Genomic DNA, 16,462 nt, shown 5'->3' with positions numbered 1-16,462 from the left:
ATGACGGCAGCGAACTCGCCCCTGGCCTTGTACCGGGAGGCGGTGGAGCGCCAGGGCTTCGCCCCGTACGAGGCACAGCGGGTTGCCGCCGCCCGCCTCGACGCCTGCCGTCGCGCCCTGAGCCGCCTGCAGGAGATGCAGCTGGCGCGGTTTGTCGGGCTGCCTGCAGGCGAGTAGAAGTGTTGAGAGAATTGAGTCAGCTTTGCTGCCAAACCGGCTTCGTTATTCGCCAAGCAGCGGCCCGATGCATTGCATGAAAACCGCGATCTTGGGGTCGTAATCACAGTAGTAAGCGGCAATGTTGGCTCGAATCCACTCGTCACGATCCAGCCCGGCCCATGAGATCACGTAACCGCAATTGATGATCAAGTGTTCGAAGGGAAGTCGCTGCGCCCTGGCGTTACCTTGTCCATTAGCAGTGGCTATCGGCCAGGCTCAACGTTGGCGATATTTTTCCAGAGTGGCGGCTTTGCTGGGAAGAGCGCGAGGCGCGTCGGATGTGCTGAACCCCTCCAGTTGCAGACTGGCTGCAAAGTTGCTCTGCTTTACTTTGGCAAAATAGTCCTGCTTGGTCTTGAGGGATACCTTGGTCATAGGATTGCCTCGATTTCACCGGTTAGTTCGTGTTTTAACGCATATGAGCCCTTGATGCTTCCTTGCCGAACGGTGCCGGGGCACCAGCCTGTCGCCGGTGCCCTGGCTTGAACGACTAGCTGGCGCTGCCACCTCCGCCGACGATGCCGCCGCGCAGACCGCTCTGGTTGTCGCTGGACCGAAGATGCCGGGAGACGGCGTCTTCCGGTGAACCGGCCATCTCGCGGAACATGCCCATGGAGCCGAGCAGGGCGGAGGACTCGTAGGGCACGAAGACCCGCTCGCCGTTCTTGGCCATGTTGGGCAGCCCCTTGATGTAGCTCTGGCCGAGCAGGTAGCCCACGACGGTGCGCTTGTGCTCGTCGCTGTCGCCGATGGCGTTGAGTACCAGCTTGATCGACTCCTGCTCGCCCTGGGCGCGCAGTATGGCCGACTCCTTGTCCCCCTGGGCGTTGAGGATCGCCGACTCACGCTGGCCCTGGGCCATGGCGATGGCGGCGGATTTCTCCCCCTCGGCCTCAGTGACGGTGGCACGCCGCTTGCGCTCGGCGGCCATCTGCAGGCGCATGGCGGACTCCACCTCTTCGGGCATGGCGATGTCCTGAACCTCGACCCGCGAGATCTTCACGCCCCATTTTGAGGCGGCTTCTTCCATGGCGGCCTGGATCTCGTTGTTGACCTCGGCGCGGGACTCGAACAGCTTGTCGAGCTCCATCTTGCCGACTACCGAGCGCAGTGTGGTCTTGGCCAGCACCTCTACCGCCTGGCTCATGTTCTCTACTTCATAGACGGCGCGCTTCGGATCGATGATCTGATAGTAGAGCGCGCCGTTGATGTTCACCGTGACGTTGTCGGTGGTCACCACCGGCTGGCCCGGGAAATCCATCACCGTTTCACGACGGTCGATACGGACCTCGCTGCTGGTGATCGGGTGATAGTCCTCGCCCATCTTGCGATAGCGAACCATGGTGATGGCGCGGGGCTGCTCAATGAAGGGGATGATGATATTGATCCCGCTTTCCAGCAGCCGATTGAACGACCCCAGCCGTTCGATGACCATCACCTCGGACTGGCGGACGATCACCAGCCCCTTGGCGATGATCAGAATGCCAATGACGACGATAATCAGGGTGAGTATCAGCCCGGGGCTGAAGGGTAGATCCGTATTCACGATTTACTGCTCCTTAAGTATTGGAAGAGAAGTCTTGCAGAAAGCGACTCGTTGCACGCTTTGGTGAGGGCGCCTTGGAGGGCGGTCACCCATGGATTGGGGTGGAGTTAACCATAAATCACAGCACGGGTTACTCCTGCTGGCAGTGGCTGACGATGGCCGTGGTGCCCTCGAACTGCTTGAAGATAACCAGGGTGTTCTCCGGCAGGTCGGTCTCGCCGGTTTCGTCGACGCGCAGCCGATAGAAGTCGCCGTTGATCTTGACGCCACTGGCACCATCGAAGTCACGCTTGAGTGTCGTATAGGTGCGGCCCTTCTCAACGCCGGTACCGGTGGTACCGTAGGCAACGCCCCGTGGTGAGAACCACGGCCGGATGACCATCACCGCCAGCGGCACCAGCAGCCCCGAGAATACGCCCATACCGAGCAGTTGCCAGGGCAATGACAGACCCAGGGCGGCCAGTGCCGCCGTAAACGCGGCGGCACCGCCAAGAGCCAGCAGTACCATGCCGCCCGACGTGAGTTCTGCAAGCCCCAGCAGCAGGGCGATGGCAATCCAGATCAGGGCAGGGTTCCAGTCCATGGGGCGTTCCGTAGCTCGGGGCAGAATGTAACTTGGAAAAAATGAGGTAGAGCGCGTGTCAGGAAATCACCACGAGGGTACTCGGTTACCGCGTCGTGGGCTATGCCCGCGAGAGACTTGCCTTTCTGGATGACCTGATCGCCTCATTCAGCTAGGTAGCGACGCCCCCTCATAGTTGGCCAACCCGGGCTGGATTGGCTCTGAGGAACTTGTCCCGTGTCAATGCCTCAAAGTATGGCAACTGGAGCAATTGCTCCAGGTGCCACCTGGAGGTTTCAGAATGGGATTGTCAGGTGTTTCGATCCACATCCAAAGGAGCTCTCGATGACCCATCGTCAGCCGCGTCATCCGCACCATAACGACGAGATCCGTATGATTTCCACCAGCCGCTACCAAGGCATGCCAAAGTGGACGCTTGCTCTGGGTGCAGTCGCTTTGGCCGGGGCCGTGCTGCTGGCCCAGCCGGCGTATGCCGGCAGCCATGGCCATGGCGATGATCATGGCAATGATCATGGCCACGAGGATCAAGGCGAAACCTATGCAGATAACGAGCATGCCGACAACCCGGCTGTGCAGGCCTATCGCGAAGCCAATGATCGCATGCACGAAGGCATGATGGGCGACTTCACCGGCGATGCCGACGTGGACTTCGCTCGTGGCATGATCCCTCATCATCAGGGTGCCATCGACATGGCCAATATCGTGCTCGAGCATGGCGAGGACGAAGCGATTCGCGACCTGGCCCGTGAGATCATCGACGCTCAGGAAGAAGAAATCGCCTTCCTCCGGGACTGGCTAGATGAGCGCGGTCACGACGTCGACTGACCCCCGCCGGGGGTAGTGGTAATCTGTGCAGGCGGCCTCCGGGCCGCCTGTTCGCGTCAGGTACCTGTCGCGCTGCCATCCTCGCCCGTAACCAAGGAGGTCCGATGACACTGCTGACCTGGATCGGCATTGCCCTCTGCCTGGCCCAGTCGGCGATGTTCTCGGGACTCAATCTCGCCTTCTTCTCGATCAACAAGCTGGAACTCGAAATCGAGGCCCGAAAAGGCAATCGTCAGGCTCGTCAGGTACATCGGCTGCGTCAGGATTCGAACTACCTGCTGGTGACGATCCTGTGGGGCAACGTGGCGGTGAACGTGCTGCTGGCCCTGCTCTCCGGCTCGGTCATGGGGGCTGTGGCGGCCTTCCTGTTTTCGACCGTGATCATTACCCTATTTGCCGAGATACTGCCTCAGGCATTCTTCTCGCGCCATGCGCTGCGCATGGCCGCCCTGCTGGCACCAATGATTCGCTTCTATCAGCTCGTGCTCTGGCCGGTGGCGCGTCCCACGGCCTGGGCGCTCGATCGCTGGCTGGGTCCGGAGGCGATCCCCTACTTCAAGGAGCGGGATCTGCATCAACTGATCCGGCTTCACATGGAGTCGTCCGAAACCGAGATCGACCGGGTCGAGGGGCGCGGCGCCATGAACTTCCTGACGCTGGACGACGTGCCTCTGGGGCGAGAGGGAGAACGGCTGGATCCCGACAGCATTATCGTTCTGCCTTTCCACGGTGCCATGCCGATCTTCCCCGAAATCCAGCGTACCCGTCACGATGCCTTTCTGCGGCGCCTGCAGGCCAGCGGCAGGAGCCGGGCGGTGGTGGTAGACGAAGCCGGTGAGCCGCGTCTTGTCATCGATGCCGATGCTTTCCTGCGGGCAGCCCTGTTCGACGCCAACGGCTTCACGCCGCTGGCCTATTGTCATGGTCCCATTATCGTGCGCGATCCAAGCATCCCGCTGGGCGATGTGATTGGACGTTTCCGGGTTCATGCCGCCCATCGCCAGGATGACGTACTCGACGAGGATGTGATCCTGCTCTGGGGCGAGGAGAAGCGCATTCTTACCGGCTCCGATGTGCTCGGCTATCTATTGCGCGGCATCGCCAGGAACGCCCCCTCTCACGGGATAGTGACTTGTGGGTCGTAGCCGCCTGCACTCACAGAAAGCAACCTTTGGTTGCTAATAATAATTAGGCAACTTCTTGCCCGCTGGGCAATAACTTGCCAGATTCAGGCGTCGCAACCGTGTCGGGTCCGGTGCCGGCAGATCGCGTTGCAGGCGCTGCTTGTCGATAGTCTTGACGGCAGAGCGGGGTAGCATCCATGGTAACGGCGGTGTCCGCAGGCTTACATTTTGGCGAATATCAGCTTGCTCGGATTTACCGCCGACGGTCCCCCCACACGGCTCTACGACCTGGAAGTAGCGGAGGGGCTGCACAAGTATGTTGAGGTGGGTGGGAGCACTACAGCTTCAGGCGTTCTTTCACCCGGCCGAAGGCGGCCAGGGCGAACTCCAGGTCGTCGCGGGTCAGTGCCGCCGACATCTGGGTGCGGATACGGGCTCGGCCCTTCGGGACCACGGGGAAGGAGAAGGCGATCACGTAGACGCCCTCCTTGAGCATCTCCTCGGCGAAACGGGCGGCCACGGTGGCGTCGTGCAGCATCACCGGCACGATGGGGTGCTCGCCGGGCAGCAGCTCGAAGCCCAGCCGCTCAAGCCCTTCACGGAAGAAGGCGGTGTTCTCCTTGAGCTGGCTGCGTAGCTCACGCGATTCGGCGGCCAGTTCGATGGCCTTCAGTGCTCCGGCCACCACCGGCGGGGCCACGGTGTTGGAGAACAGGTAGGGGCGCGAGCGCTGGCGCAGCAATTCGATCACCTCGTGCTTGCCGCTGGTATAGCCGCCGCTGGCGCCGCCCAGCGCCTTGCCCAAGGTGCCGGTGGTGATATCCACACGATCCATACAGCCGCGGTACTCATGGGTGCCTCGGCCGCCATCGCCGATGAAGCCGGTGGCATGGCAGTCGTCGAAGTGCACCAGGGCATAGTAGCGCTCGGCCAGGTCGCAGATCTCGTCGAGCGGGGCGATATAGCCATCCATCGAGAAGACGCCATCGCTGGTGATCAGCTTGAAGCGGGCGCCATCGCGATCGGCGGCCTTGAGCTGTTCTTCAAGGTCGGTCATGTCGCGGTTGCGGTAGCGATAGCGCTTGGCCTTGCTGAGCCGCACGCCGTCGATGATGCTGGCATGGTTGAGTTCGTCGGAGATCACGGCGTCTTCCGCGCCGAGCAGGGTCTCGAACAGGCCGCCGTTGGCATCGAAGCAGGAGGGGTAGAGGATCGTATCCTCAGTGCCCAGAAACTCGGTGAGCTTCTCTTCCAGCTGCTTGTGCAGGCTCTGGGTGCCGCAGATGAAGCGCACCGAGGCGAGGCCGTAGCCCCACTTGTCGAGGCCGCCCCTGGCGGCGGCATTGACCTCGGGGTGCTGGGCCAGGCCCAGGTAGTTGTTGGCGCACAGGTTGAGCACCTCCTGGCCGGCATTGATGCCAACATGGGCGCCCTGGGGGGTGGTCAGCTTGCGCTCGTGCTTGTAAAGTCCGGCCTGGCGAATAGCCTCGAGTTCGCTGCGCAGGTGCTGCTGAAAGGCTCCGTACATGTCATGACTCCCAGTTGAGAACGACCTTGCTTGCTTCACCGCTCAGCATGGCATCGAAGCCGCGCTGGAACTCGGTATAGGGCAGGCGATGGGTGATCACCGGCGAGATGTCGAGGCCGGATTGGACCATCACTGACATCTTGTACCAGGTCTCGTACATTTCGCGGCCGTAGATGCCCTTCAGCGTCAGCATGTTGAAGATCACCGTGTTCCAGTCGATGGCGATCTCCTCGGTGGGGATGCCGAGCATGGCTATCTTGCCGCCGTGGCACATGTTGGCCAGCATGTCGCGGAAGGCGGCGGGGCTGCCGGACATCTCAAGGCCCACGTCGAAGCCTTCGGTCAGGCCTAGTTCGCGCTGTACGTCGGGAAGCCTCTCGTGGCGCACGTCCACGGTGCGCGTGGCACCCAGACGCTTGGCCAGCTCGAGGCGGCTTGGGTTGAGGTCAGTGATGACGACGTGACGTGCGCCGGCATGGCGACATACCGCCGCCGCCATGGCGCCGATCGGTCCTGCGCCGGTGATCAGCACATCTTCTCCGAGCAGGTCGTACTGAAGCGCCGTGTGTACGGCATTGCCCAGCGGGTCGAACAGCGCTGCCACGTCAAGGTCGATGCCCGGCGCATGTTCCCAGACGTTGGACATGGGCAGGGCGACATACTCGGCGAAGGCACCGGGGCGGTTGACGCCGATCCCGCTGGTGAAGGCGCAGAGGTGACGACGTCCCGCCAGGCAGTTGCGACAGCGCCCACAGACCACATGCCCTTCGCCGGAAACGATCTGCCCCGGTTTGAAGTCGTTCACGTTGGATCCCACCTCGACGATCTCGCCGACGAACTCGTGGCCCACCACCATCGGTGTCGGGATGGTCTTCTGGGCCCAGCTGTCCCAGTTGTAGATGTGCATGTCGGTCCCGCAGATGGCGGTACGCTTTACCTTGATCAGGACGTCGTTGATACCGACCGTGGGGTCCAGTACCTCTTCTAGCCAGAGGCCTGGTGCTGCCTCTTTCTTGACCAGTGCTTTCATATCTCTACCTTTTTTGTAGATGATGGCTTGTCGCCATGCGGCTTCTGGACCGTGGTAAGGTTTTCGAACCGTAACGAACATTGCTTGCTTGAGCGAGCGGCTGGTAATTCAAGCCAGGGCGTTTACTATAAGAGAGATAAATCCAGTATCGCAGAATATCTCCACCATGCAAGAATATATTCCTTCATAATGGAATTCCGTGGCTGTGTACTGCGGTCTTAGAAGGTTGTCGGATCTGACCGATCGTAGCGAGAGATTCGGGTTTCGAGTCAAGTTTATCGATCTGATGAGGCGAATAGTGGGCCTCTTTAACGAAGCAGGTCGAGTGAGATTGGCCGCTATTAATGTAGACACAGGTATCGATGGCATAGGTATCGGTATAGAGGAGCGTGGTGTTGAACGACAGAACGAGGGCAGCCGAGCCGCAGGGAGAAACGGGAAGTCAGGTGCTTTCCAGCCGCGTCATCGAGCTGCGCAAGAAGCGCAACCTGACTTTGGAGCAACTGGCGGCGGCTTCGGGGGTCAGTCGCTCAATGCTCAGTCAGATCGAGCGTGGCCGGGCCAATCCCACCCTGGCGGTGACGCTGCGTATCGCCCAGGCCTTCGACATGAACATCGGCGACCTGGTGGACCAGCCCTGGACGGCCTCACGCATCGAGGTGGTGCGCAGTGATGATGCCAGCCAGCTCTTTCGCGACGACCACGAGTGCCGCATTCGTACGCTCTCGCCGCTGCACATGGAGAAGAACGTGGAGTTCTATGAGATCCGGCTCGCGCCGGGAGCGCGCCTGCAGAGCGCCGCCCACTTCGATGGAACCCGGGAACTGCTGACCGTTAACCAGGGCCGCGCGCGGATTGTGGCGGGAGAGAATCACTGCGAGCTGAATCCGGGCGACTCGGCGCATTACCATGCCGACCTGGAACACACCATTGAAAACCGGGGTGAGGGAGAGTTGCTTAGCTTTCTCGTCGTGACCTATCAATAAGGATGTGGCGTAAATCAGGCGCAGTGCGGATAACGTACGGTTTGGGAGAGTGTCGTGACGGAGCTGGTGTATTGGCTGGACATGGCGGGGGTGATCATCTTTGCGCTATCGGGCGTCATACTCGCCTGTCGCTCGCAAATGGACCCCTTCGGCATGCTGGTTCTAGCGGCGGTGACCGGTATCGGTGGCGGTACCCTGCGCGATCTGGTGCTGGGCATACGCCCGGTCTTCTGGGTAGTGGATCCCACCTACCTCTGGGTGATCCTGGCCACCGTCGGGGTGTCGATCATCGGTTTCCACTATATTCATCGTCTATCGCGAATTTTCTTGCCGGTGGCTGATGCCTTCGGCCTGGCGCTGTTCACCGTTATTGGTGCCCACAAGGCCCTGCAACTCGACGCGCCCGGTGCGGTGGCGGTGCTTATGGGGCTGTTGACGGGCGTGGCCGGCGGCATGCTGCGTGACGTGCTGGCGCGACGCGTGCCGATGGTGCTGCGTCAGGAGGTATATGCCACGGCCTCCATTGCCGGGGGCATCACCTATGTCGTGTTGTTTGCGCTCGAGGCTCCCTGGGTCTTGACGATCTCCCTGGCGCTGCTGGTGACGCTTGGCCTGCGCTTGGCGGCCATCCACTGGCATCTGTCGCTGCCGGTGTTCGCCTGGGTGGAGATAGCGTCTCCGGCACCGGCGGTAGACGATATGGGGCGTGGCGAGACGTCACCACCGTCGGTTCGAACCAAGGCGAAGGTCAGGATGATCCGCCAGAAGCGTGGCCGCAGTGGGTCTGAAGACAGACAGGATGAGGCATAGGCCTTCTTACCGGTGTGTCCCCCGTCCCTCTGGAACTGCCTGCTGCGTTGTGCTGTTGCCAGGCGCTACCCGGGGTCTGAATTGTCGGTGATTGGGCTATGATCCAGAGGGCGGCTGGAAAAGCCGATCAGGCGCTGTGCGGAAGACTCTGTGAGCTGGGGGGAGAGTTCGGCCACGATGTGTCGGTACAAGGGGCGCAAGGTGTCATGCATGTCCCGTTCGGCTTGGTGCTGATCGATGTAGTAGGCTGCCCGGGGTCCGCAGTAGTCAATCACACGGCCTACCTTGTGAAAGGCTAGGCCCGACATCTTGAGCAGTCGTGAGAAGCGTGGCTCCATCATGGCGAACACATGGCGTCTTCCCGACAGCCCGACGATGGCGGTGGCTGCGAGGAACAGGCTTAGCCCCAGTAGCGGTGAGAAGGGCTTGACATCATGGCCGGAGAGCTGCCGGATGTCGTGTTCATTCAGGCCGATGACACAGTCCCTGCTTCGACGGAATGCCGAGTGGACGGCGAGGCGGGAAACTTCGCAGATCGTGGAGCGATGAAACAGACTGGGATGCAGCTTTGGGTGGTCGAGGCTATGCCCGCAACTCTGCTCGAGTGGCAGCGTGTTGAGTGGCTGAGTCGCGTTGCCGGGAATCAGTACCACCCTCAGGCAGCCGGTATCGATCCCGCTGGGGATGTGGTTCAACAGGCATAGAATGGCATGCTTGTCGTGGGCATCGTTCTCGAACGGGATATCGGTGTTTTCCCCCAGATCGTAGTTCAGCTCCTGGCGAAATACCTTGTGCCGAAGGGCGTAGGCTCGATAGCGGGACGCCTTGTCATGGGCGATCGAGAATCGGAACTGCTTGGCGAAAGACGCCAGCGGGTTGTTCTCATCCAGGCGCTGGGCCTTTCTTGCTGTGTCGTTGGTCATATCTCACCGGCATCCTTTCCTGTTGAACTTCCATTGGTAGTTCAGGCCCGGTTGGTATCGCCCAGGGCCTCCGGAATGACATCAGTCAGTAGCACCGGTCGGCCAAGATGGTAGCCCTGCCCGTAGGTGATCCCATAGGATTCGAGCAGCGGGACCAGCGCTTCCTGATCCACGAACTCTGCGATGGCCTGCTTGCTGAATCCGGCGGCAATATCGGCGATCGCACGGACGATGACGCGGCTGTCAGGATTGGTCGGCAGGCTGCGGATGAAGGCGCCGTCAATCTTGATGAAATCCACCGGTAGCTCGCCGAGATAGTGGAAGCTACTGAAACCGACACCGAAGTCATCAAGGGCGGTGCGACAGCCAAGGTCGCGGATGGATTGAAGTACGCCACGCGCCGTTGAGAAATCGGTGACCGCGGCGGTCTCGGTGATCTCCAGGATCAGGTAGTTCGGATCGGCGCCACTGGCAGCAAGCTCCTCAATCAGGTACTGCTTTAGTCCATCGTCATGAAGCGTCTGTCCCGAGAGATTGACCGCCAGGCTGATACCCTTGTCCTGTACGTGCTTCAGTGCCTTCAGGCTATGGCGAAGCACCCATCGATCGAGTTGAATGATCTGGCCGCTGCGCTCGGCAATGGGGATGAAGTTCAGTGGCGCAATGAGTGCTCCCTTGGGGCCTCGCATGCGCAGCAGGATCTCGTAGTGACGAACATTCCTGTCGTTCAATCGGACGATGGGTTGCACCATCAGTTCGAAGCCATCCTCTTCAATGGCCTGGCGTATCCGCTCTACCCAATAGACCCGCTCCTGAAGTTCATCCTTGGCATTCTCGACGGTAGAGAGCAGATGCCAACGCTGTATTCCACTATCCTTGGCCTTGTACATGGCCAGGTCGGCGCTGGCCATCAGGTCGGCGGCATTGCTGCCATGGTCAGGATAGAGGGCGATACCCAGGCTGGCAGCGGCACGGTGCCGCTGACCGCCAGCGTCCAGGCCGGTGTTCTCGAGTTGGGGGAGGATCTGCTGGGCGACGCACATGGCCTGTCTGGCATCGGCACCTTCCAGCAGCAGGGCAAATTCGTCGCCGCCCAGCCGTGCGATAACGCCACGATGCCCGAACACCTGAAACAGGGTGTCCGCCACCATATGCAGCAGGCGGTCGCCGGTGTGATGGCCGCTGAGTTCGTTGACGTCCTTGAACTGATCGAGATCGAGCAGCAGTACGGCACCGCAACGTCCGCGCTGCATGGCAATGGCGAGCGCCTCATGGAAATAGCGGCGATTGTAGAGTTCGGTCAGGGGGTCCCGTTCGGCAAGCCAGGTCAGGCGGGCTTCCGCCACCTTGCGTTCGGTGATGTCGAGACCCACCGAGATACGGGAGGCGCCCCCCTCGAGGCGTGTCGGCAGTGGGGCGTGATACCAGGCGATGGTGCGCTGTCGTCCTTCCATGGTGAGCAGACTGCGCTCTTCCTGAATGTTGCTCTCGTCGAGGCTGGTGCTGTCGCGAGCGGCGAACACATCGTCGAACAGGCGGCCCAGCAACTTTTCCTTCTGGGTGGCCATGATCGAGAGAGCGTAGTCGTTGACCAGGCTGATGCGGCCATGCTCATCCTGAATGATGATGAAAACCCGCGCCGTATCCAGCAGGCTGCTGACGAAGTCGCGCTCCCGGGCAAGTTCTTCGACGCGCTCGGCCAGTTGAGCTCCCCTGGCACCTACCTCTCGCTCCAGGGTTTCCAGCTGGTTTGAAAGCTCGAGCGTGGTGCCTTCCAGCACGTCGATCTCGTCGGGGAGGCGGCTGCGCGGGGTGGGGATGGCGCTGCGGGCTTGGCCAAAGCCGCCATGGGCGAGGGCTGGCAACACGCCGGCAAGCCGGCGCAGTCGTGACATGGGGCGAAGCAAAATGGTCAGCAGTAGGAGTTCGGCAGCGAGCCAGCCGACGATGCCGGCAGCGAGGAGGGTTCGAGTGTTCTGGTTGATGCCGCGAATCTGCGGGGTGATATTGGAAGCAAGCAGGAAGAAACCGCTGCTGCGATGATCCTCATCCGAGGCCATATGGACGGCAGAGAGTTCGATATCGTGTCCCTGGTGTTGCAAGTGTAGGGGGGACTGGAGAAGCTCGTTGAGGGAGGTTTTCTCGGCCGCCGTTTCCAGAAGAAGTAGATAGGCTTTCTGGCGTGTCATGGCGATCAGGTTGCCATTCCAGCGATCCAGGTGTCGCTCTGGCATCGTGGCCGGCTCTGGCGTGCCGGTGACCAGCAGAGCGACATCACTGCCCGACACCTGCTGGATCTGCCGGGTCACGTCTGCCAGCGAGCGTGACAGCATGACCATGCCCACACTCATGCCGTTGACCAGGATTGGCACCGCGGCATATTGACGGCAGTCGGTGGCACAGCGCAGCGCTGAGATGGGGAATTCGGTCGACATCACCTGGTCGACCCATGCCTGGATCGGTCGCTCATTGTCGGGCTGCCCCTGGCCCCACTCCGCCAGTAGGCTGCCCTCGGCATCGAATACCAGAATTTCATCGATGCCCGCTTCGAGTTGGAGGGTCGGCCACTGCGAAGAGAGGGAGCGAAACAGCGCCTCCGCGTTATCATTCTGTAGCGCGGGGCCCAGGTCAGGGGAGGCGGCGGTCAGTGCGGCCAGCTGCTGCAGGCTGTCTTCGGAGCGTTGGAGTGCCAGTTGGATCTCTCGGGCCTGCCGGGCGCTGTACTCATCGCGACTCTCCTCGAACTGGCGGGTGAGATTGGCATGACCGAGCCAGGTAAATAGCACAACCAGTGCCAGGAGCAGCAGGCTGCTCAGGGTGATGACTCGCCATGTGAGGCTCAGTCTATGGCGTATTCCCTGGGATCTCGATGCGCTCATGCAAGCCCTATCCCTAGCCAGTGTTGAGAAAACCAGTATGGCGGATCAGAAGCGAAGCGAAAGCTGGAACAACACCATGTTCCAGCGCCGTTGAGTCTCGGTCGTGTCCGGGTTGTCCTGTAGCGGCAGCCAGCCGGTGCCGTCGATATGGTGGTACTCGGCTGCCAGCAGCACCCTGGGGGCGATATTCCACTGCAACCCCATGGTGATGTCATCGGCATATCGTGAGTGAGCAGGGCCCAGGCCCTGAGCCTGGTAGGCGCTGCCCGAGCGGTCGCTACGGTCGATTACCAGGCTGTCGTAGCGCAGTAGCCACTGCCAGTCGGGATGAAACCGGTGGGTATATTGCACATACCAGCTCTCGCCGGTGGTATCGGATTGGCGTATGTCACCGGAAAGTGAGACGTTGCGTATCGCGTACTCGCCCGTCAATGCCCAGTTTTCCCGATCGTACTGCAGGGAGAGTATCCAGGGTTGAAAGTTCAGCTCTCCGCTACCGAAACCGGAGTCGAGTTCGAGGTTGGCGTCCGCGGCGCTCAGGGCGGCAGTGAAATGACCATTGCCGTGCTCATAGAGGACCTGACCGATGTAGGAGGTGCTGCCGTCGACATGGATGCCCATGCCGGGGGGGAACAACTGGCTCTCCAGTCCCCGGGTCGTCGGTGTGCCGATGCCGGCTTTGGCTCTCAGCGTTCCGCTCTCCAGGCGCTCCTCGGCGTAGACGCTGCCCCCGTCCGCAGACAGCCCCAGCGAGCGGGTGCGATCGAAATAGATGGACTGTGGCAGCAGGATGCTCGGCCGCGTAAAAGCGACATCCCGTGTCTGGTTGTAAAAGCCGAAGGGGTTCTTGAAACGTCCGGCCTGGATGCCCAGGGTGCGCTGCTGGCTGGAGTGCACCTGATAGTCGATGACCCCATAGTCGAGCACCGGTCGCGCGTCCCTGCCGTCACCGCCGGCTCGGCGGCTGAGTACCTGGGCCGCGACCAGGAAGTCCTGATGCGGGCGGAACGAGGCATTGGCACCGATCTCGGTGTACTTGAGGCTGCCGGAGCCGCTGCTGCTGGGTCCGAAGAAGTCATTCCTGTCCGTGATGACCAGAGCCTGACTGAGGAATCCATGCATTTGCAATGTATCTAATGGACTCTCCTCCTCCGCAGCAGCGACCGGCACCCCAAGTGCCAGTGCAGCCAACAGGGGTGAGCAACGGCTACTCCATCGAAATAACTTGGATTCGATCATCCAGATACTCCCTTTCCAGATACCCAAGGGCGCCGGGCGTGGTCGCGATGCGCTCCAGCATTTCGGATTGGCTGCTGACTCTATTGGGTGCTTGCCCGGTACCCGAAAAGACCATGCGGTCCCAGGCCAACTGCAACTGGTGGGGATAGACGGCCAGGCGTTCCTTGGTAAAACGTCCGTGCACGGCGTGATTATTAGGCAGGACGAATACGCGCACGGCCTGTCCATCAGGCCAGGTACGCTGGCGCATGGCGAAGATGGCGCGTGTGATATCGCGGGTCAAGGTACGAGTATCGACATCCGGGTGAGCGATCAGCGATACCTGATGCTCATTGGCACTGACGGAGGGTGCCAGCAGCAGGGCCAGCAGCAGAAGTCGCTTCAATGCAGGCACGCGGAACCTTCCCCGAGACTGGGCGTGTAGCGCGGCGCGGTGTATAGAACTGTCGAGACCATCCCTATGCATAACGGCGATGATCTCCGTATCTCTGGCCTCAGGCGTGACGGCATTGGCCAGGACATCTTGCGCGTATTGATAGTGAATTCCCCCGATCCCTTGCCGAGATTTGATTCGGCCCTCGGCAATGTCATGCTCCTCGAATGTAACAGTCTTACATCAATGCTACATATCTGCACAATAGACGCATTGCGTCATGAAGTGGTGAACTCGCTGCATCTGGGCCGTCAACGCAAGCCGAAAGATTTGCCAAGATAGCATACCTTTCAGCCTCCTAGCGCGGATCTGAAACGGGCATGCCTTCCATCGCCTGTTGCCAGCCCGGTGAAGCGGTTGACGGGCATCTGCCTCGGAACGCGCATCTTCCACGCTCCGGCTACAGGCTCCAGCCGGCGGACCAGGTTACCGAGACATGGGGCAGTTCGCGGTCGATCCAGCGCTGCGTCCACGCACGGTTGAGCAGGAAATTGGTGCCCATCAGCACCATGATCCCCGTGGCTTCGCGAGCGGGGATTTTATAAACTGTACGATTCCTGTAAATCCATGTCTGGCCCCGTGGCTGCGCGTGCGGGGTTTTTATGGCATCGTCACCGCTACTTTGTGGCACATAATCCAGGGCTGGCCGGACCACATATGTTTCTTGATTCCTACTATACGCAAACGGATTCGCGCGTTCGCATCACCGCACGGCAAGCGAGCGACTTCGCCAAGAGTGTCGCGGGCGACTTCAATCCTATTCACGACCCGCAAGCGCGTCGCTTCTGTGTTCCTGGCGATCTGCTGTTCGCCCTGGTGCTAAGTCGCTTCGGCCTTTCCCGGGAGATGGATTTCCATTTCCGCAGCATGGTCGGTGACGGGACTACGCTGCGCCTGGAGGAGGATCAAAGCGGGCAAATCGGTGTCAGCGACGATGGCGGCAAGCGCTATCTCGATGTGACCCGCAGCGGTGAAACGACACAGGACGAGACTGCGGTGGAGGCCTTCACCCGCTGCTACGTGGCCTTTTCGGGCAAGAATTTTCCCCACGTGCTCAAGCCGCTGCTAGAAGAGAAGGGCGTCATGTTCAATCCGCGTCGCCCGCTGGTGATCTACGACTGCATGGGGTTCTCGCTGCAACGAGTGGAGCTGGTCCGGCCATCGCTTGATCTGGTGGAGTCGAGCATGGCGGTGAACGGCAAGCGCGGCGACGTGACCCTGCAGTTTCGCATCACCGATGGTGGGGAGGAGGTCGGCAGCGGCTCGAAGAAACTGGTAGTCAGCGGGCTGTGTGACTATGACGCGTCAGCCATGGAGGATATCGTCACCGAGTTCTACCGGCTCAAGGCCGCCTACGAAGCAGGCGGCTGATAGGCCGCTGGTCGGCTCAGACCACAACGGTGACCGGACATGGCGCCTGGTCGATCACCCGATGGCTGACGCTTCCTATCAGCTTTTCCCGCCATGTGCCAAGCCCCCTTCGGCCCATCACGATCACCGGGTAGTCCTCGTGGCGCCTGGCCTGCTGAATAATGGCCTCGGCATAGCGTTCTCCGGCCAACACCTGCTCGATGATACCTGCTGGCACATTGCCCAGCACCTTGCGAGCGCGGCTGAAGATGTGTTCGGCCTCGTCGGTGGCGTCGTCGCCCTGTTGTAGCGGCATGCCCGTCGGGCGACAGAACAGCAGCTCTACTACCGCATTGGCACTGCGTGCCAGATCGCCTGCCAGAATGGCGGCACTGTCGCTGTGACGTGAGCCATCCACCGGCAGCAGCACTCGGCCGATATGCTGGATATCCTCGGGGGCCGCTTCGGCATGCACCACGGTGACCGGACAGGGAGCCTTATGGACCACCTCATTGCTGACGCTGGCCTCCACGAATTTGCCCATTTCGCTGAGATGTCGGGCACCTATAACCAGTAGGCATGCCTCGTGGCTCCGGGCGTGTTCGACGATGGCGCGTGCCGGATGGCGAATGAAGGTGTTGTCCTCCAGGGTCACCTCGTCGATGGCTATCTTCAACGACGGGGCGATGACCTGCCTGGCACGCGAGAAGGCATTCTTGGCGGCTTCCAGGCGCAGTGAGCGGTCTCGGTCGGCCTCGGCTTGCCTGTTGGCGGGCAGGTCGCTGAGTTCGGGAGGATTCAGGGGCATGACATGCAGCAGTTGCAGTGATGCCTGCAGCAGGCGGGCCAGCATTACAGCGTGACGTGTCGCAGCGTCGGCAGTGGGTGAGCCATCTACGGGCACGATCACGAGCGAAATGTGCTCACTCATGGTAAGTCTCCCTTGCAGGCAGAGATAGTGAGTCAGGTTTCCAGATTAGCGCAATT

At 60.9% G+C, this 16,462-nt stretch carries 16 protein-coding genes; 6 read left to right on the top strand and 10 right to left on the bottom strand.

Features of this window, described 5'->3' with window-relative positions:
- Complete coding sequence (locus DU490_RS06545) at positions 1-177, top strand: hypothetical protein (RefSeq protein ID WP_181869986.1); 177 nt, start codon at positions 1-3, stop codon at positions 175-177.
- Between the two features lie 258 nt (positions 178-435).
- On the opposite strand, the gene DU490_RS06535 is transcribed toward DU490_RS06545, so the two are convergent.
- The 3 genes from DU490_RS06535 to DU490_RS06525 all read right to left on the bottom strand — a co-directional run bounded on the left by DU490_RS06535 (position 436) and on the right by DU490_RS06525 (position 2,348).
- The gene (locus tag DU490_RS06535; RefSeq protein ID WP_114573527.1) at positions 436-594 is read right to left on the bottom strand and encodes a YhfG family protein; all 159 of its coding nucleotides are present in this window, start codon (positions 592-594) and stop codon (positions 436-438) included.
- 115 nt (positions 595-709) lie between these two features.
- On the bottom strand, positions 710-1,765 hold the full coding sequence (locus DU490_RS06530) for an SPFH domain-containing protein (RefSeq protein ID WP_114573526.1): 1,056 nt from the start codon (positions 1,763-1,765) through the stop codon (positions 710-712).
- A 130-nt stretch (positions 1,766-1,895) separates the two neighbouring features.
- The gene (locus DU490_RS06525) at positions 1,896-2,348 is read right to left on the bottom strand and encodes an NfeD family protein (protein WP_114573525.1); all 453 of its coding nucleotides are present in this window, start codon (positions 2,346-2,348) and stop codon (positions 1,896-1,898) included.
- A gap of 324 nt (positions 2,349-2,672) precedes the next feature.
- Here DU490_RS06525 and DU490_RS06520 point away from each other — a divergent pair, with 324 nt between their 5' ends.
- Together DU490_RS06520 and DU490_RS06515 are read left to right on the top strand one after the other, a co-directional pair.
- A complete protein-coding gene (locus DU490_RS06520) occupies positions 2,673-3,173 on the top strand; it encodes a DUF305 domain-containing protein (protein WP_258801398.1) in 501 nt (166 codons plus the stop codon).
- Positions 3,174-3,277: 104 nt separating this feature from the next.
- Positions 3,278-4,318: a DUF21 domain-containing protein gene (locus tag DU490_RS06515; RefSeq protein ID WP_114573524.1), complete on the top strand. Its 1,041-nt coding sequence runs from the start codon at positions 3,278-3,280 to the stop codon at positions 4,316-4,318.
- Between the two features lie 316 nt (positions 4,319-4,634).
- Here the strand turns inward: DU490_RS06515 and DU490_RS06510 are convergent, their stop codons facing one another.
- Entirely contained in the window at positions 4,635-5,825 is a 1,191-nt protein-coding gene (locus DU490_RS06510; RefSeq protein ID WP_114573523.1) for a glycine C-acetyltransferase, read from the bottom strand.
- 1 nt (position 5,826) lies between these two features.
- Positions 5,827-6,855, bottom strand: coding sequence for an L-threonine 3-dehydrogenase (tdh, locus tag DU490_RS06505; RefSeq protein WP_114573522.1), 1,029 nt, complete (start codon positions 6,853-6,855; stop codon positions 5,827-5,829).
- Positions 6,856-7,250: 395 nt separating this feature from the next.
- On the opposite strand from tdh, the gene DU490_RS06500 reads away from it, so the two are divergent.
- Together DU490_RS06500 and DU490_RS06495 are read left to right on the top strand one after the other, a co-directional pair.
- Complete coding sequence (locus DU490_RS06500) at positions 7,251-7,841, top strand: helix-turn-helix domain-containing protein (protein ID WP_258801396.1); 591 nt, start codon at positions 7,251-7,253, stop codon at positions 7,839-7,841.
- Between the two features lie 54 nt (positions 7,842-7,895).
- Positions 7,896-8,651: a trimeric intracellular cation channel family protein gene (locus tag DU490_RS06495; protein WP_114573520.1), complete on the top strand. Its 756-nt coding sequence runs from the start codon at positions 7,896-7,898 to the stop codon at positions 8,649-8,651.
- A 65-nt stretch (positions 8,652-8,716) separates the two neighbouring features.
- Here DU490_RS06495 and DU490_RS06490 read toward each other — a convergent pair whose 3' ends face one another.
- The 4 genes from DU490_RS06490 to DU490_RS06475 all read right to left on the bottom strand — a co-directional run bounded on the left by DU490_RS06490 (position 8,717) and on the right by DU490_RS06475 (position 14,086).
- Positions 8,717-9,574, bottom strand: coding sequence for a PEP-CTERM/exosortase system-associated acyltransferase (locus tag DU490_RS06490; protein ID WP_114573519.1), 858 nt, complete (start codon positions 9,572-9,574; stop codon positions 8,717-8,719).
- Positions 9,575-9,615: 41 nt separating this feature from the next.
- Entirely contained in the window at positions 9,616-12,453 is a 2,838-nt protein-coding gene (locus DU490_RS06485; protein ID WP_114573518.1) for an EAL domain-containing protein, read from the bottom strand.
- Between the two features lie 45 nt (positions 12,454-12,498).
- The gene (locus DU490_RS06480; RefSeq protein WP_114573517.1) at positions 12,499-13,575 is read right to left on the bottom strand and encodes a hypothetical protein; all 1,077 of its coding nucleotides are present in this window, start codon (positions 13,573-13,575) and stop codon (positions 12,499-12,501) included.
- An 85-nt stretch (positions 13,576-13,660) separates the two neighbouring features.
- The gene (locus DU490_RS06475; protein WP_220270460.1) at positions 13,661-14,086 is read right to left on the bottom strand and encodes a hypothetical protein; all 426 of its coding nucleotides are present in this window, start codon (positions 14,084-14,086) and stop codon (positions 13,661-13,663) included.
- Positions 14,087-14,782: 696 nt separating this feature from the next.
- Here DU490_RS06475 and DU490_RS06470 point away from each other — a divergent pair.
- On the top strand, positions 14,783-15,496 hold the full coding sequence (locus DU490_RS06470; RefSeq protein ID WP_114573516.1) for a DUF3581 domain-containing protein: 714 nt from the start codon (positions 14,783-14,785) through the stop codon (positions 15,494-15,496).
- 16 nt (positions 15,497-15,512) lie between these two features.
- Here the strand turns inward: DU490_RS06470 and DU490_RS06465 are convergent, their stop codons facing one another.
- Positions 15,513-16,406 (bottom strand): universal stress protein, encoded by an 894-nt coding sequence (locus DU490_RS06465; protein ID WP_114573515.1) that lies wholly within the window; start codon positions 16,404-16,406, stop codon positions 15,513-15,515.
- Positions 16,407-16,462 lie beyond the last annotated feature (56 nt).

This window comes from Halomonas sp. DQ26W (genome assembly GCF_003339685.1).
Classification (GTDB): domain Bacteria; phylum Pseudomonadota; class Gammaproteobacteria; order Pseudomonadales; family Halomonadaceae; genus Halomonas.
This window is presented reverse-complemented; position numbering and strand designations above follow the sequence as displayed.

Excerpts from the sequence above, each read along its gene's own strand:
- DU490_RS06545 (WP_181869986.1), top strand. The coding sequence starts at position 1 with ATGACGGCAGCGAACTCGCCCCTGGCCTTGTACCGGGAGGCGGTGGAG.
- DU490_RS06535 (WP_114573527.1), bottom strand. The coding sequence starts at position 594 with ATGACCAAGGTATCCCTCAAGACCAAGCAGGACTATTTTGCCAAAGTA.
- DU490_RS06525 (WP_114573525.1), bottom strand. The coding sequence starts at position 2,348 with ATGGACTGGAACCCTGCCCTGATCTGGATTGCCATCGCCCTGCTGCTG.
- DU490_RS06520 (WP_258801398.1), top strand. The coding sequence starts at position 2,673 with ATGACCCATCGTCAGCCGCGTCATCCGCACCATAACGACGAGATCCGT.
- DU490_RS06515 (WP_114573524.1), top strand. The coding sequence starts at position 3,278 with ATGACACTGCTGACCTGGATCGGCATTGCCCTCTGCCTGGCCCAGTCG.
- DU490_RS06510 (WP_114573523.1), bottom strand. The coding sequence starts at position 5,825 with ATGTACGGAGCCTTTCAGCAGCACCTGCGCAGCGAACTCGAGGCTATT.
- tdh (WP_114573522.1), bottom strand. The coding sequence starts at position 6,855 with ATGAAAGCACTGGTCAAGAAAGAGGCAGCACCAGGCCTCTGGCTAGAA.
- DU490_RS06490 (WP_114573519.1), bottom strand. The coding sequence starts at position 9,574 with ATGACCAACGACACAGCAAGAAAGGCCCAGCGCCTGGATGAGAACAAC.
- DU490_RS06485 (WP_114573518.1), bottom strand. The coding sequence starts at position 12,453 with ATGAGCGCATCGAGATCCCAGGGAATACGCCATAGACTGAGCCTCACA.
- DU490_RS06480 (WP_114573517.1), bottom strand. The coding sequence starts at position 13,575 with ATGCATGGATTCCTCAGTCAGGCTCTGGTCATCACGGACAGGAATGAC.
- DU490_RS06470 (WP_114573516.1), top strand. The coding sequence starts at position 14,783 with ATGTTTCTTGATTCCTACTATACGCAAACGGATTCGCGCGTTCGCATC.
- DU490_RS06465 (WP_114573515.1), bottom strand. The coding sequence starts at position 16,406 with ATGAGTGAGCACATTTCGCTCGTGATCGTGCCCGTAGATGGCTCACCC.